Origin of the sequence: Limnohabitans sp. 2KL-27 (genome assembly GCF_001269345.1) — a bacterium.
Taxonomy (GTDB): domain Bacteria; phylum Pseudomonadota; class Gammaproteobacteria; order Burkholderiales; family Burkholderiaceae_C; genus Limnohabitans_A.
Genome location: NZ_CXOP01000002.1, coordinates 322,404 through 336,851, shown reverse-complemented (window position 1 = coordinate 336,851; position 14,448 = coordinate 322,404). Strand labels below are relative to the sequence as shown.

Sequence of the window (14,448 nt, the reverse complement as noted above, 5' to 3'; positions counted from 1 at the left end):
ATGGCCGTATGATGCGCCATTCTTGTCAAGCTTTTGTAAATCGTTCCAACCAACACAGCCATGACCCAGTCTACCGATGTCTTGACCCATTTTGATGCCCAGGGCCAAGCCCACATGGTGGATGTGGGCGGTAAATCCAGCACGCGCCGCATCGCGGTCGCTACCGGCCGCATCGAGATGCTGCCCGCCACGCTGGCGCTGATCGCGTCGGGCACCGCCAAAAAAGGCGATGTGTTGGGCATTGCCCGAATCGCGGGCATTCAAGGGGCCAAAAAGACCAGTGACCTGATTCCGCTGTGCCACCCGATCGGCCTGACCCGGGTGGCGGTCGAGTTTGAGGTGTTGCCCGCCGAATCCACCGTGGTCTGCACCGCTACCGCCGAAACCATCGGCCAAACGGGTGTCGAGATGGAAGCCCTCACCGCCGTGCAAGTCGCCCTGCTCACCATCTACGACATGTGCAAAGCGGTGGACCGCGGCATGACCATCAACGGCGTGACCTTGCTGGAAAAGCATGGGGGTAAGTCGGGGAGCTTCGTGGCGGGCAAGTAGGCGCTCACAAATCAACGGCTTAGGAGCACGGAAAACCGTCGTTTGTCCAAGTCCTGTCCATCTGAGGAATAGGAAATGGCTTCTTTTGGCAGCGTGGCGGCAAGTGGCAGGCGCGTATCCTGCGCAACGGTTACCCCGATCAAACCAAGACTTTTGAAACCAAGGCCGCCGCAGAGAAGTGGGCGCGGGGGCTTGAGTCAGAAATCGACAAGGGGCAGTTCGTTACTGTCAGTGAGGCCCAGCGGAATACCTTGGGCGATCTGATAGCACGGTATTTGGCCGAGGTTACGCCGACCATGAAGGGTGCGACGGAGGACACTATCCGGCTCAAAGCCATCATGCGCAAACCAATTGCACGGTGGAGCATGGCGAACCTGAGCGTAGCCCGTATTGCGGCATATCGAGACGAGCGACTTAAAGAGGTCAGTGCGGGAACAGTCATCCGGGAACTGGCGTATTTGTCAGCCATCATCAATCACGCTCGGCGTGAATGGGGAATAAATGCGCCCAACCCTGTTCAGATGGTCCGTAAGCCACAAAGTCCGCAAGCACGGTCGCGGGTGCTGACCAATCAACACCTAGACCTCTTTTTGTCGCTGAACAAGTCATTGCTTAAGCTCTTCAATTCCTAGGGCTGGACGATGCCTGTGGGGTTGAATTCATAAGAGAAGTTTGACAAGTTGTACCCCCCGGCTATTAATTGGGGAATACCATGCGAAGTTCAGTCACCTTCCAAGTCGCGAATCCTGACCGTTCAAAAACGAATCCAACCGCTGCTTTTGAGTCAGATTTTCTGTTGTCTTGAGCCATCGCAATTACGCGATCAACTCCTTTACGTTCGATGACCCAATTCACTTCTTTTGTCTCTGAAGAGTCAGAAGAGGAGGACCCGGTGGTCTTGACCTTTCCGTCTTTCATCATCTCCATGACCATTTCTGGTCGAACAAATGAGTCAACTATCTGGTTGACCATAGCCATGCCGAGCATTGCACCAAGTGCCCCGAACGGGGTGCTAGATTGCTTGCCAACAGTCATTGCCATTTGTGCAGAAATTTGTCCCTTCAAACTCTCTCGCAGACGAGGGTAATCAACGCCTTCGTTAAACCTGTCTGCATCTTTCATCTTGGCTGCGGTAGCCATGTTGTTAATTACGAGGTATGGTGAGTAGTACCAATATGCTCCGACTGCAAGGGCAAGTGCAATTAATGCTGCAAAGCTAAATGAGACTATTTTTTTCATATCATTCAATTAGGCTGTTGTTGTGAACAAATTCAGTGGCACTTGCAGACGATGCTTGAAGCCGGTGTTAACCGAAACGATCTTTTTAACCGCTTAGGCAATAAAGACCATGTAATGCAAGAAAGTATAGACATTGATAAATTTCAATGGCTCATCACAAGCTCACAACTTTAGCTTTTCAAGTGCCGATGCAGCATGTTCTTGTCTCAAATGTCCGTAGTGACGTTCAATCATGGCAACGGACGTTCAAAAAATAAGAACGTTGGTCAGGAGGTCCAATCCACCAATTACCAAATCTGTTATTCCAGAGTGCCTCAAAGCGTAAAGGGAAGACTTTTCAGGAAGACCTATGGGTTGTCGCCGCAGTCATATGGCATGGTAATCAAATCTTTGCCGCGAAAAGGACGGCCGGCGGCGGATCGGCTTTGAAGTGGGAATTTCCCGGAGGAAGGGTAGAGGCTGGTGAATCGGCTCCACAAGCACTTCAAAGAGAAATCCTTGAGGAACTTGGCATCAGGGTAGAAGTTGGGCCATCCCTCGGAACATTCACCACACCGCTCGACACGTACTAGATACAGCTTGAGTGCTACTGGTGCACGTCAAAGGACCGTGAGGTCACGCTCTCAAGCCATGAGGAAGCTGGTTGGTTTGAGCCAATTGAGTTACAAGCATTGGACTGGGCACTCCCTGATCTCCCGGTGTTGGAAGTGGTCATGAGAACGTTCGTAGATAAGCACGCTGGTCGCATCGTTTACGCGAATCACAGTGCATAGGGCAGACGGGAGTCCCTGCTCAGGATTTAGGGGGTGGGGGTACGGTGGGGTCGGCCGCTGGTGAAATTCGACCCAGTATCGGCATTGGAAGCTGCCTAGACAAACTTAGCGCGTAACGTACACTTGCATCGGGCAAGAAATCTTGTCCAAATTTTGTCCAACTAAACACACAGGATCAGGCCAAGCGATGGAAAGCCGTGTGCTGTAAGTTGTTGATTTGTATGACTCCCTCACTGCCGTGCAAGTCGCCCTGCTCACCATCTACGACATGTGTAAAGCGGTGGACCGCGGCATGACCATCAACGGCGTGACCTTGCTGGAAAAGCATGGGGGTAAGTCGGGGAGTTTTGTGGCGGCCAAGTGAAAACCGCATCGGCCTGCCCCTGACGCCTTCAATGCCCAGGCATCGGTTCGGACGGGAAGGCCGCTTGCCACCTGGCCGAGTGCAGTGCCACCAAGTCCTGCCTGCCCAGCATGTGCGCACTCAGCATCAACTGCCTGACCACTTGGGGCTCGGGCGAGTAATGCAGCATCTCCAGGCTGGTGGCCAGCACCCATGGGGCGTTTTCTGGGGTCACGCGGGTCAGGGTCAGCTCGGCAAAGGTGGCCGATCGCTGGAAAAACCAGCTGCTGCGTGCGGCGCCCAGCGGGTCGTCACGCCACACAGGCCAGCGTTGCGAGGCGGGCATGTAAATCTGCCGCGCACGGGCATAGTCCGCACCCACCAGGCAGACGAGTGCCAAAAGCAAGCCACCGATCAGTGGCAGGCCTCGCCATAAACCGGCCGACCAGCCGGAGGCCGGCATCAGCAACAACACTGCGCACAACAGCACGGCCATCTGGAAGGGGCCGTACCACAGCGGAAACTCCAGCAGGCTGTGCAGGCCAATCACCGCCAGCACCGACCAGGCCCATTGATGGGTTGGCGATGCACTCATCCAAGGCCGTGCCCAGGCCAGTGTCGCGAGCAAAGCCAGTCCCAAGGCGGCGGTGATCGGCAGGCCCAACGTGACCGCCAGGTGCAAGGGCAAGTTGTGGGCATTGCCCAGAATCTCGCAGAATCTTTTGTCTGGACCGCCCTCGTACGCGGTGATGTAGTGGGCGTATTTGAGCTCACCCCAGCCCCAGCCTGTCCAAGGCTTTTGCCCGATCAGTTCGATCACATTGGCCCACAACACGCGTCGGCTGCCACAGCCATCGTTGTGGCCCATCCGGGTCAGGGCATCGATGACGTCTTGCCCGGTCAAAACGCTCAAGCACCAGGGCAGCCCCCAATTGGCCAGCAGGTACACCGCCAATGTCCAAAACGCCAGAGGACGGGACAGCCTGAGCACGGGTGAACGACTGCGCCAGGCCCAAAACATGACCAGGCCGCAGACCAGCAGCATGTGCAGCAAGCCGGTGCGCGATGTGGTGGCGGCATTGCCAATGGCCAGCAGGGTCAGCATCCACAGCGCGTGGCGGGTTTGGAGCCCATGCACTTGCCACCACAGCACCGCCAGCATGCCGATGGCCAGCAAGGTGGCCAGTTGGTTGCGTTGGCGCAAGTTGGCGTTGGCTTCGCCCAAGGCGGTGACGTGCAGCCAGGGGCTGAAGACCTCGGCCGTCCCAAAATACTGGATCAGCCCCATGACGCTGCTGACCAGGGCTGCGATGGCCCATGCCCGGGCCACGTCCAAGGCCTGAATGCGCGTGGCCCACAACAAGAGCAAGCCGATACAGGCCCAGCTGACCAGCAAGGGCACCGTGTTCGGTTGCGGCGAAGGGGACCAAGGCGCGAGCCATGGCAAAACCAGCAGCACCCCCAAAGCCAGTCTGGGGACCCATGTGGGCGCGCTGACGGGGTGATGGCCGTCGAGATTCAACCCCATGCGCCAGCCACCATGAAAAACGCCCTGGGTTCAGCAGGGCGTTGGGATGTGCAAAAAACGTTCAGGACGCTTTGCATGAAGCGGGCAGGTACTTGATCGGCAAGCCGTTGCTGCTGGCCGGGCCACAGCGCCAGCCGGAGATAGTCTTGCCGCCATCGGTGCTGCCGTTGATGGGGGTATCGCCGGTTTGCAGCGGGGTCAGAGCGATGGCATGGGCCGATGCGCTGGTGCTGCCGCGCAGCGCCTCATGGCGGCCCACCACGGTGATCACGCCATGGGCATCGACGGCCACGCTGGCCACGTATTTGCTGGCCTGGCTTTCACAGACCTTGGGCAAAGTGGCTGACACATTGGCGTCCGACGCTGAGCTGACCGCTTCGTTGACCGCTGTCTTGCAGCCATTGGCCGCCAGCAGCATTTCGGACACCTTGGCCCGGATGGTGTAGTCCTGGTAAGCCGGCAAAGCCAGCGCCCCCAAAATACCGATGACCGCGATCACGATCATCAGCTCGATCAATGTCAAACCTTGTTGGTTTTTTGGCATGGTTCTCCCCCTGGTGAATGGCCCTCGATGGTAATTGATTCACCCACCGAAGGCCTGTTTTCAGCTCACGAGGCGGCGTCTTCAGCCCTTGCAGGCCGGCGGGCCATGATCAGTTTGCCCAAGGCCAGCACCAGCAAAGCACCGGCAATGCCCAAGCCATAGCCCCAGACCTTGTCTTGTGGCAAATAGGCCACCAAGCCAGGATCTGTTTGGATCATGGTGCCCGCGATCCAGCCCAGCAGCATGCCGCCAGCGGTGATGATCATTGGGAAGCGGTCCATCAGTTTGAGGACCAACTGGCTGCCCCAGACGATGATCGGGATGCTCACCAGCAAACCGAAGATGACCAAAGGCATTTGGTGGTCGGCGTTGCCCGAAGTCTGGGCAGCGCCGGCGATGGCGATCACGTTGTCCACGCTCATGACCAGGTCGGCAATGATCACGGTCTTGACCGCGCCCCAGAGCTTGTCGCTGCCCTGGATGTTGCTGTGGTCGTCTTCTTCATCGGGGGTGAGCAGCTTCACGCCGATCCAGATGAGCAAGACTGCCCCCACAAACTTGAGGAAGGGGATGGCCAGCAAGGTGAGCGCAAAAAAGATCAGGATCACGCGCAGCACGATGGCACCGGCGGTGCCCCACAAGATGCCTTTGGTGCGTTGGTGGTCCGGCAATTGGCGGCAAGCCAGTGCAATCACCACGGCGTTGTCACCGCCCAACAAGATGTCGATCATGATGATCTGGCCGACGGCGAACCAGAATGCGGGGGTCAGAAATTCTTCCACGGTGTTCCTTTTGTCACAGGCACAAGGCCAATGAAACATGAGTTCAAAAAACGGAAAACCGGATTGTCCTGCAGGACATCCGGTTTCGGTATTGTGGCAAACCACAGCCGCACGGAGGCGGCTGGCAGTTTACTTCAGCTGAGCCTTGAGCAATTTGCCCAGTTCAGACGGGTTGCGTGTGACGATGAAGCCGCACTCTTCCATGATGGCCAGCTTGGCATCGGCCGTGTCGGCGCCGCCAGAGATCAAAGCACCGGCGTGACCCATGCGCTTGCCGGGAGGGGCTGTGACGCCGGCGATGAAGCCGACCACAGGCTTTTTCATGTTGGCCTTGCACCACATGGCAGCTTCGGCTTCGTCTGGGCCGCCGATTTCGCCAATCATGATGACGGCGTCGGTGTCGGGATCGTCGTTGAAAGCCTTCATCACGTCGATGTGCTTCAAACCGTTGATCGGGTCGCCACCGATACCGACGGCGCTGGACTGGCCCAGGCCCACTTCGGTCAACATGGCCACGGCTTCATAGGTCAAAGTGCCCGAGCGGGACACCACGCCGATGCGGCCTTTGCGGTGGATGTGACCGGGCATGATGCCGATCTTGATTTCGTCAGGGGTGATGAGACCGGGGCAGTTGGGGCCGAGCAGCAGTGTCTTTTTGCCGCCTTTGGCTTCTTTGGCCTTCATCTTGTTGCGCACTTCGAGCATGTCCTTGACCGGAATGCCTTCGGTGATGCAGATCGCCAAGTCCAAGTCGGCTTCGACAGCTTCCCATATCGCAGCGGCTGCGCCTGCTGGAGGCACATAGATCACGGACACGGTCGCGCCCGTTTGGGTGGCCGCTTCTTTGACGGATGCGTAAATTGGGATGTTGAAGATGGACTCGCCCGCCTTCTTGGGGTTCACACCCGCGACGAAGCAGTTTTTGCCGTTCGCGTATTCCTGGCACTTCTCAGTGTGGAACTGACCGGTTTTGCCGGTAATACCTTGGGTGATGACTTTGGTGTCTTTGTTGATGTAGATCGACATGTTTGTTCCTAATCAGTTGCGGACGGCGCCTTGGGCACCGTCCTGCAAAGTCATTACTTAACGGCTGCGACGATGGCTGTCGCGGCTTCGGCCATGGTGTCGGCAGAGATGATGGGCAAGCCGGACTCGGCCAGCATCTTCTTGCCCAGCTCGTCGTTGGTGCCCTTCATGCGCACCACCAGTGGCACGGACAGGTTCACGGCCTTGCAAGCCGTGATCACGCCGGTGGCAATGGTGTCGCACTTCATGATGCCGCCGAAGATGTTGACCAAAATGCCTTTGACATTCTTGTTGGCCAGCATGATCTTGAAGGCTTCGGTGACTTTCTCAGCCGTTGCGCCGCCGCCCACATCCAAGAAGTTGGCAGGCTCGCCGCCGAACAACTTGATGGTGTCCATGGTGGCCATGGCCAAGCCGGCGCCGTTGACCAAGCAACCGATGTTGCCGTCCAGGCTGATATAGGCCAGGTCAAACTTGGAAGCTTCGACTTCGGCCGGATCTTCTTCGTCCAGATCGCGGTAAGCCACGATTTCGGGGTGACGGAACAAAGCGTTGGCATCGAAGTTGAACTTCGCGTCCAGTGCCATCACGTTGCCTTTGCTGTCGCGGTTCAGCGGGTTGATTTCGACCAAAGACGCGTCGGTGTCCATGTAGCACTGGTACAGCTTCTTGAAGATGTCCACGGCCTGGGCGGTGGAGTCAGCAGGCATGCCAATCGCATCAGAGATCTTTTTGGCTTGGGCATCGCCCAGACCGCTCAAAGGATCGATGAACTCGGTGATGATTTTCTCGGGGGTGCTGTGGGCCACTTCCTCGATGTCCATGCCGCCTTCGCTCGAAGCGATGAAAGCGATTTTTTGTGTGGCGCGGTCGGTGACCACGGACACGTAATACTCTTTGTGGATGTCCGCGCCGTCTTCAATATAGAGGCGACGGACTTTTTGGCCTTCCGGGCCGGTTTGGTGGGTCTTGAGCTGCATGCCCAAGATCTCGCCAGAAATGCGCTTGACGTCTTCAATGGTCTTTGCAACCTTCACGCCGCCGCCTTTGCCACGGCCACCGGCATGGATCTGGGCCTTGACCACCCAAACCGGGCCGCCGAGTTTTTGAGCGGCTTCAACCGCCTCTTGAACAGTGAATGCCGGGATGCCGCGGGGGACTGGTACACCGAATTGACGCAAGATTTCCTTGCCTTGGTACTCGTGAATCTTCATGAGGTCTTCTCTCAGAGGGGTGGTAATTCGACCGGTCTGCCAGGCTGCCCGATCAGCGTCAGGCGCGTCAGCAGGCTCTGGACACTGCAACTCGCGACTGTATCATGCTGCAATGCACCAATCCTGAGCCTTGCGTCTTACATTCACATGACGTTGAGACCCGGAATTCTTCAGAAAGTCATACCCATGGCCAAAATATTCATCGATGGCGAAGCCGGCACCACAGGTTTGCAAATCCGCGAGCGTTTGGCGCTGATGCCCCAGATCGAAGTGCTGAGCATCGACCCGGCCCGCCGCAAGGATCCGCAAGCCAAACGCGAGTTGATGGCCGAAGCCGATCTGGTGGTGCTGTGCCTGCACGACGATGCCGCGATCGAATCGGTGGCCATGATCGACAGCTTGCCCGGTCAAAAACCGCGCATTGTGGACGCCTCGACCGCGCACCGCTGCCACCCCGATTGGGTGTTTGGCTTTCCCGAGTTGGCGGCGGACCAGCTGGCGGCCGTGCGCCAGGCCCAGCGTGTGGCCAATCCCGGGTGCTATGCCACGGGGGCGATTGCCATCTTGCGGCCTTTGATCGACGCCGGCCTGCTGCCAAGAGATTTCCCGGTGTGCCTGCCCTCGGTCAGTGGGTATTCAGGCGGCGGACGCAGCATGATCGAAGACTACGAAGCAGGCCGGGCGCCCCTGTTTGAGGTCTATGCCTTGGGCCTCAAGCACAAACACATTCCAGAAATCATGCGCTACACCGGGCTGAGCTCGCGGCCCTTGTTTGTCCCGGCTGTGGGCAATTTCCGCCAAGGCATGCTGGTGCAACTGCCGCTGCACCTGGACGCTTTGCCGGGCAAGCCGACGGGCGCCGACCTGCACCAAGCCTTGCGCGCGCATTACGCTGCGAGCCAAGAAGCCGGCGGCTGGGTCAGTGTGCTGCCCGCCACCGCCGATGCCAAACTGGACGCCACGGCGCTCAACGACACGAACCAGCTGGAAATCCGGGTCTTCGCCAACGAAGAAGCCCGCCATGCGGTGGTGATCGCCCGGCTGGACAACTTGGGCAAGGGGGCCAGCGGCGCGGCAGTCCAAAACATCCAACTGATGCTGGGTTTGTAATTCACCCGCCAAGTGGGCTCTTGGCTTCTGGGCGTTTTCCCTGTGGGAGCGAGCTCCTGCCCGCGAATGCAGATGATCCGTTGATCCGGGCACTCGGCCTCAGGGCCAGCCAGCCCCCTTGGTATTTTTGCAGCTCAGATGTCCTCGTCTTCGCCCTGCACCACTTTGCGCACCACCTCGGCGTTGAAGCCGCGGGTCATCAAAAAGCGGATCTGTTTGGCCCGCTCGTTCGGTTCGGTGGCGGGGCGGTCAAACTTCTTGCGCCAAACAGCCAGTGCGCGGCTGAATTCGGTCTCACGCAGGCCCTCCATGGCCGCTGTCACGGCATCCCCTGTCAAGCCTTTTGCGGCCAGCTCTTGCTTGACGCGTGCCGCCCCCAATTTGCCTGAGCGGCGGTGCACCACCGAATCGATAGCGCGCCCGTCGTTGATGAAGTCGCGCGCTTGCAGCTCGTCCAGCGCCTTGGCCAGCTCGCCGGGCACCTCCTCGTGCGGGGCCAGCTTGCGCTCGAGCTCGGTGCGCGAGTGCTCGCGCTGACTCAAAAGCCGCAGGGCGCGGCCTTTGAGCGAGGGCTGAAAACCGGGCTTGTTCAAGCGGGGTCTCTTCGCCAAGGCCGTTTATTCGCCTTTGGGCTCGGCAATGGCCGATTCCAGCAAGCGGATGCCCAGCGATTCGCGCACCTTGTTCTCGATCTCGCGGGCCAAGGCCGGGTTTTCGCGCAGGAATTCGCGGGCGTTGTCACGGCCTTGGCCGATTTTTTCGCCCTGGTAGGCGTACCAAGCGCCGGATTTGTCGACGATCTTGGCGGTCACGCCCATGTCGATGACTTCGCCTTCGCGGCTGATGCCCTCACCAAACAGGATGTCGAATTCGGCGGTCTTGAACGGCGGCGCGACTTTGTTCTTGACCACTTTGACCTTGGTCTCGTTGCCAATCGCGTCGTCGCCCTTTTTGATGGTGCCGGTGCGGCGGATGTCGAGGCGCACCGAGGCGTAGAACTTGAGCGCATTGCCGCCGGTGGTGGTTTCGGGGCTGCCGAACATCACGCCGATCTTCATGCGGATCTGGTTGATGAAGATGACGGTGCAGTTGGTCTTTTTGATGGTGGCGGTCAGCTTGCGCAGGGCCTGGCTCATCAAACGCGCTTGCAGACCGGGCAGGCTGTCGCCCATGTCGCCTTCGATCTCGGCTTTGGGGGTGAGCGCCGCCACCGAGTCGATGACGACCAGATCCACGGCGCCAGAGCGCACCAGGCTGTCCACGATTTCCAGGGCCTGCTCGCCGGTGTCGGGCTGGCTGACCAGCAGCTCTTGCAGGTTCACGCCCAGGTTCTGGGCGTATTGCACATCGAGCGCGTGCTCGGCGTCCACAAAGGCGCAGGTGCCGCCCAGACGCTGCATTTCGGAGATGACTTGCAGGGTCAGGGTGGTTTTGCCCGAAGACTCCGGGCCGTAGATTTCGATCACGCGGCCACGGGGCAGGCCGCCCACGCCCAAGGCGATGTCCAGGCCCAAAGAACCGGTTGAGACGACCTGGATGTCGGCAATGACTTCGCCTTCGCCCAATCGCATGATGGTGCCTTTGCCGAATTGTTTTTCAATCTGGGCCAGGGCGGCTTGCAGGGCTTTGGACTTTTCGCTGTTGTCGTCGCTCATGGGAATCTCCTTGAATATCAATGGTTTGGGGCACCGGGTTCAGCAGGGATGCGCTGTTTACTGGATGCGTGAACAGTACTGTAAACGAGCTGTATAAAGCTGTAAACACTATTTTTGGTCAGTTTGCCTTATCATTCCGGCATGTCAGAACACCCCGCTTCAAACGCCTGGAGCAGCCCAGCGCTGCAGGATGACCGTTGGCGCCAAACCCATTTGGGCCGTTTGCTGGGCCACGCGATGCGGCGTTTTGACGAGCGCGTGCTGCACCTGATGGCGGGCAACGAAGGCGTGCCCTTGGCCTTGGCCAACCTGGCCTCGCGTGACCAGATCAGCGCCGCACATGTGCACATCACGCGGCATTTGGCGCTGGAAGGCTCGCGTTTGACCGACCTGGCCCGCGCTGCGGGGATGAGCAAACAAGCCATGGGCGATCTGGTGGACCAGTGCATGGCTTGGGGCTTGGTGCAGCGCGAGCCGGATCCGTTGGATGCCCGGGCCCGGCGCGTGGTGTTCACGCCCGTGGGGCTGGCTTGGTTGCACGCTTTCAAGGACGCGGTGGCGCAGGCCGAGTCTGAATTTCGCGAAGCGGTGGGCAAAGATGTGGCCACCGTGGTCGCTTTGGGTTTGGAAGCCTATGCCCATTGAGGTGAGGACCCCAAAACGGGCCGCAACGGACACAGCTGACACTAGAATCAAGCAGCCGGGATAAGCCGCCAGGGCAGCCGCCACAACAACAGGAGACAGACATGCGCATTCTGATAGCCGAAGATGACCAGGTGCTTGCCGATGGTTTGTTGCGCACTTTGCGCAGCGCAGGCGCTGCGGTGGACCACGTGGCCAGCGGCAGCGAAGCCGACGCGGCGTTGATGACCAACAATGAATTTGACTTGTTGATCCTTGATTTGGGTTTGCCCAAAATGCATGGACTCGAAGTGCTCAAGCGACTTCGGTCCAGGGGCTCTGTGTTGCCAGTCTTGATCCTCACGGCGGCAGACAGCGTGGAAGAGCGCGTCAAGGGTTTGGATTACGGTGCCGACGACTACATGGCCAAGCCCTTCAGCTTGCAAGAACTCGAAGCCCGCGTGCGGGCCCTCACCCGCCGGGGCATGGGGGGTGCGACCTCACAAATCAAGCATGGCCCATTGATCTATGACCAGTCCGGCCGCGTGGCCACCATCGACGGCAAGATGGTCGAGTTGTCGGCCCGTGAGCTGGGCCTGCTCGAAGTGCTGTTGCAACGCGCAGGCCGCCTGGTCAGCAAGGACCAGCTGGTCGAACGTCTGTGCGAATGGGGCGAAGAGGTCAGCAACAACGCCATCGAGGTGTACATCCACCGTTTGCGCAAGAAGATCGAAAAAGGCCCGATCCGGATTGCAACCGTGCGCGGTCTGGGTTACTGCCTCGAAAAAATTCCAGGCTGAATGCCTGTTGATTTGACCGATACCTGCACAGCCCCCAGGATGACGCCGCCATGAAATCGCGTGGCTGGAGTGTGCGCATCTTCAAGCGAGAGCAGCGGTCCTTGTTCGGGGAAATTCTCGACTGGATGCTGACGCCGCTGTTGTTGCTGTGGCCCATCAGTCTGGCCCTCACCTGGCTAGTGGCGCAGGGGCTGGCCAACAAACCGTTTGACCGGGCACTGGTCTACAACGTGCAGGCATTGGCCCAGCAAGTCAAGCTTGGGCCCGACCAGCGTGTGCAGTTCAACCTGCCCCAACCTGCCAGCGAATTGTTGCGGGCCGACGAGACCGATCTGGTTTATTACCAAGTGCGAGGCGGTGGCGGCGAGCACCTCAGCGGCGAACGCGATCTGCCCATGCCCAAGCCTGGCGAAGACAAGGGCAGCAGCTACGTTGTGCACATCCGCGATGACGAGATGCGTGGCCTGGAAGTGCGTGTGGCCTACACCTGGATACGGCTGGATGCCGAGGGCAAAAACCCGGCTTTGGTGCAGGTGGCCGAAACGCGTGAAAAGCGCTCGGTGTTGGCCGCAGAAATCATCAAGGGCGTGATGCTGCCCCAGTTCGCCCTCCTGCCCTTGGCGGTGTTGTTGGTCTGGCTGGCGCTGGTGCGCGGCATCAAGCCGCTGTCGGAGCTGGAAGAACGCATCCGCGCCCGCAAGCCCGATGACCTCAGTCCACTGGACGACAAGGCTGTGCCGATGGAGGTGGCCCCGCTGGTGGTGTCGGTGAACGATTTGCTCGAGCGATTGAAGGACTCCATCGTCACCCAAAAGCGCTTTTTGGCCGATGCCGCACACCAGCTCAAAACCCCGCTGGCAGGTTTGCGCATGCAGGCCGATCTGGCGCAGCGCTCGGGCTCCAGCGAAGAGGACCTGAAAAAATCCCTCCAGCAAATTGGCCGGGCCAGCGTGCAGGCCACACACACGGTGAACCAACTGCTGTCGCTGGCCCGCGCAGAAGGCGGTGGGATGCATCTGTCGCAACAAAGTTGTGACATGGTGGTGTTGGCCAGGGAAGTTTTGCAAGACTGCCTGCCCAGCGCCATGGACAAGGGGCTGGACTTGGGCTACGAGGGAGTCGAACCTGGTACGCCGGGGGCGCAAGTGCAAGGCAACCCGACCTTGCTCAAGGAAATGCTGCGCAATTTGGTGGAGAACGCGGTGCACTACACGCCGAGCACGCCTGAGCGCCAAGGCGTGGTCACTGTGCGCGTGTTGGTGGACCCTTACAGCAAAGCCCTGGTCATGCAGGTGGAAGACAACGGCCCGGGCATTCCTGCGGCCGAGCGTGATTTGGTGTTCCAGCCCTTTTACCGCGCGCTGGGCACCAACGTGGACGGCTCGGGTTTGGGCCTGCCGATCGTCAGGGAGATCGCGCAGCAACACGGGGCATCGGTCACGGTCGATACCGCCCATCTCGGTCAAACCGCACCAGGCGCATGCTTCACGCTGCGCTTCAACGCGCTCGCCTGAGCGCAGCCGCTGACGCGCCCTTTTGGGCAAGCTGCCTCAGCGGCCGAATGGCTGAAGGGGCATGGCCCGCCTTAAGCGGCTTGGCCCATGTTCAATTGCAGGCGTTCACGTTCCATCACACGTGCCACGGCCGGTTCAGCGGCCACTTTTTGCACAAAGGCCCACAACTCGGGATGCGCCTCGGGCGTGATGCCCGCGATCGTGCCCCATCGGGCAAAAGTGAGGCTGTAGGCGTCCAGAGGGCCAAAGCGTTGGCCACTCAACCAGGGCTGACCTTGAGCGGCAGCGGCCTTCACCAAGGCTTGCAACTCGCCCAGCATGCCGCGGAACAGCTGTGTGTTGTACGACTTGAGCGCCGTCTGCACATCGGGCTGGTCCGAGAATTTTTGTGGCATGAAGATGTGTGTGAACGTCGGATGCACCGTGTTGTTCATCCAGGCCAGCGTCGAGATGGCTTGGGCCCGTGCCAGGGGTTCATTGGGCAGAAAACCCATTTGGGGAAAGACCTGGTCCAGGTGCAGCACGATGGCCACGATTTGGGTAATGGGCTGGCCATGGCTCACCAACACCGGCACCTGGCCGCGTGGGTTGATGGCTTTGTAGCCATCGCTGTTTTGCTCGCCTTTGTGCAGCTTGACCATGTGGGGCTCAAATTCGGCACCGCTCATCTCCAGCAGCACATGGGGCACAAAAGAGCAGGCACCCGGGGCGAAGTAAAGTTTCAGGCTCATCAAAGTCTCCGTCAAA

At 59.3% G+C, this 14,448-nt stretch carries 15 protein-coding genes and 1 pseudogene; 7 read left to right on the top strand and 9 right to left on the bottom strand.

Going from position 1 to position 14,448, the window contains the following annotated elements; translation table 11 throughout:
• Positions 1-60 precede the first annotated feature (60 nt).
• Positions 61-552: a cyclic pyranopterin monophosphate synthase MoaC gene (gene moaC / locus LHAB_RS04220; protein WP_090044122.1), complete on the top strand. Its 492-nt coding sequence runs from the start codon at positions 61-63 to the stop codon at positions 550-552.
• Between the two features lie 696 nt (positions 553-1,248).
• Here moaC and LHAB_RS04210 read toward each other — a convergent pair.
• Complete coding sequence (locus tag LHAB_RS04210; RefSeq protein ID WP_090044121.1) at positions 1,249-1,791, bottom strand: DUF2939 domain-containing protein; 543 nt, start codon at positions 1,789-1,791, stop codon at positions 1,249-1,251.
• Between the two features lie 278 nt (positions 1,792-2,069).
• On the opposite strand from LHAB_RS04210, the gene LHAB_RS14840 reads away from it, so the two are divergent.
• Positions 2,070-2,363 (top strand): NUDIX domain-containing protein, encoded by a 294-nt coding sequence (locus LHAB_RS14840; protein WP_369814125.1) that lies wholly within the window; start codon positions 2,070-2,072, stop codon positions 2,361-2,363.
• A gap of 424 nt (positions 2,364-2,787) precedes the next feature.
• Positions 2,788-2,928, top strand: a pseudogene (locus tag LHAB_RS04200) (cyclic pyranopterin monophosphate synthase MoaC); the annotation flags it as partial.
• A gap of 28 nt (positions 2,929-2,956) precedes the next feature.
• Here LHAB_RS04200 and LHAB_RS04195 read toward each other — a convergent pair.
• The 5 genes from LHAB_RS04195 to sucC form a co-directional block, all read right to left on the bottom strand.
• Positions 2,957-4,435, bottom strand: a complete 1,479-nt coding sequence (locus tag LHAB_RS04195; protein ID WP_090044119.1) for a PglL family O-oligosaccharyltransferase — start codon at positions 4,433-4,435, stop codon at positions 2,957-2,959.
• A gap of 61 nt (positions 4,436-4,496) precedes the next feature.
• Positions 4,497-4,979: a pilin gene (locus LHAB_RS04190; RefSeq protein ID WP_090044118.1), complete on the bottom strand. Its 483-nt coding sequence runs from the start codon at positions 4,977-4,979 to the stop codon at positions 4,497-4,499.
• A 65-nt stretch (positions 4,980-5,044) separates the two neighbouring features.
• Positions 5,045-5,761, bottom strand: coding sequence for a TerC family protein (locus LHAB_RS04185; protein WP_090047648.1), 717 nt, complete (start codon positions 5,759-5,761; stop codon positions 5,045-5,047).
• Between the two features lie 129 nt (positions 5,762-5,890).
• Positions 5,891-6,787 (bottom strand): succinate--CoA ligase subunit alpha, encoded by an 897-nt coding sequence (gene sucD / locus LHAB_RS04180; protein WP_090044117.1) that lies wholly within the window; start codon positions 6,785-6,787, stop codon positions 5,891-5,893.
• Positions 6,788-6,840: 53 nt separating this feature from the next.
• Entirely contained in the window at positions 6,841-8,001 is a 1,161-nt protein-coding gene (gene sucC, locus LHAB_RS04175) for an ADP-forming succinate--CoA ligase subunit beta (RefSeq protein ID WP_090044116.1), read from the bottom strand.
• Between the two features lie 186 nt (positions 8,002-8,187).
• Here sucC and argC point away from each other — a divergent pair, with 186 nt between their 5' ends.
• Positions 8,188-9,111 carry an N-acetyl-gamma-glutamyl-phosphate reductase gene (argC, locus tag LHAB_RS04170; RefSeq protein ID WP_090044115.1) on the top strand — a complete coding sequence of 308 codons (924 nt, stop codon included), beginning with the start codon at positions 8,188-8,190 and terminating at the stop codon, positions 9,109-9,111.
• A gap of 134 nt (positions 9,112-9,245) precedes the next feature.
• Here the strand turns inward: argC and recX are convergent, their stop codons facing one another.
• On the bottom strand, positions 9,246-9,704 hold the full coding sequence (gene recX, locus LHAB_RS04165; RefSeq protein ID WP_090044114.1) for a recombination regulator RecX: 459 nt from the start codon (positions 9,702-9,704) through the stop codon (positions 9,246-9,248).
• 24 nt (positions 9,705-9,728) lie between these two features.
• Complete coding sequence (gene recA, locus LHAB_RS04160; protein WP_090044113.1) at positions 9,729-10,766, bottom strand: recombinase RecA; 1,038 nt, start codon at positions 10,764-10,766, stop codon at positions 9,729-9,731.
• Positions 10,767-10,907: 141 nt separating this feature from the next.
• On the opposite strand from recA, the gene LHAB_RS04155 reads away from it, so the two are divergent.
• The 3 genes from LHAB_RS04155 (at position 10,908) to LHAB_RS04145 (ending at position 13,701) form a co-directional block, all read left to right on the top strand.
• Positions 10,908-11,411 carry a MarR family winged helix-turn-helix transcriptional regulator gene (locus LHAB_RS04155; protein ID WP_090044112.1) on the top strand — a complete coding sequence of 168 codons (504 nt, stop codon included), beginning with the start codon at positions 10,908-10,910 and terminating at the stop codon, positions 11,409-11,411.
• A 101-nt stretch (positions 11,412-11,512) separates the two neighbouring features.
• Positions 11,513-12,187, top strand: a complete 675-nt coding sequence (locus LHAB_RS04150; protein WP_090044111.1) for a response regulator — start codon at positions 11,513-11,515, stop codon at positions 12,185-12,187.
• Between the two features lie 50 nt (positions 12,188-12,237).
• Positions 12,238-13,701 carry a sensor histidine kinase gene (locus tag LHAB_RS04145; protein WP_228763339.1) on the top strand — a complete coding sequence of 488 codons (1,464 nt, stop codon included), beginning with the start codon at positions 12,238-12,240 and terminating at the stop codon, positions 13,699-13,701.
• Between the two features lie 71 nt (positions 13,702-13,772).
• Here LHAB_RS04145 and LHAB_RS04140 read toward each other — a convergent pair whose 3' ends face one another.
• Positions 13,773-14,432 carry a glutathione S-transferase family protein gene (locus LHAB_RS04140; RefSeq protein WP_090044110.1) on the bottom strand — a complete coding sequence of 220 codons (660 nt, stop codon included), beginning with the start codon at positions 14,430-14,432 and terminating at the stop codon, positions 13,773-13,775.
• Positions 14,433-14,448 lie beyond the last annotated feature (16 nt).

Coding starts and splice junctions, on each gene's coding strand:
- moaC (WP_090044122.1), top strand. CDS start 61: ATGACCCAGTCTACCGATGTCTTGACCCATTTTGATGCCCAGGGCCAA.
- LHAB_RS04210 (WP_090044121.1), bottom strand. CDS start 1,791: ATGAAAAAAATAGTCTCATTTAGCTTTGCAGCATTAATTGCACTTGCC.
- LHAB_RS04195 (WP_090044119.1), bottom strand. CDS start 4,435: ATGGGGTTGAATCTCGACGGCCATCACCCCGTCAGCGCGCCCACATGG.
- LHAB_RS04190 (WP_090044118.1), bottom strand. CDS start 4,979: ATGCCAAAAAACCAACAAGGTTTGACATTGATCGAGCTGATGATCGTG.
- sucD (WP_090044117.1), bottom strand. CDS start 6,787: ATGTCGATCTACATCAACAAAGACACCAAAGTCATCACCCAAGGTATT.
- sucC (WP_090044116.1), bottom strand. CDS start 8,001: ATGAAGATTCACGAGTACCAAGGCAAGGAAATCTTGCGTCAATTCGGT.
- argC (WP_090044115.1), top strand. CDS start 8,188: ATGGCCAAAATATTCATCGATGGCGAAGCCGGCACCACAGGTTTGCAA.
- recA (WP_090044113.1), bottom strand. CDS start 10,766: ATGAGCGACGACAACAGCGAAAAGTCCAAAGCCCTGCAAGCCGCCCTG.
- LHAB_RS04155 (WP_090044112.1), top strand. CDS start 10,908: ATGTCAGAACACCCCGCTTCAAACGCCTGGAGCAGCCCAGCGCTGCAG.
- LHAB_RS04150 (WP_090044111.1), top strand. CDS start 11,513: ATGCGCATTCTGATAGCCGAAGATGACCAGGTGCTTGCCGATGGTTTG.
- LHAB_RS04145 (WP_228763339.1), top strand. CDS start 12,238: ATGAAATCGCGTGGCTGGAGTGTGCGCATCTTCAAGCGAGAGCAGCGG.
- LHAB_RS04140 (WP_090044110.1), bottom strand. CDS start 14,432: ATGAGCCTGAAACTTTACTTCGCCCCGGGTGCCTGCTCTTTTGTGCCC.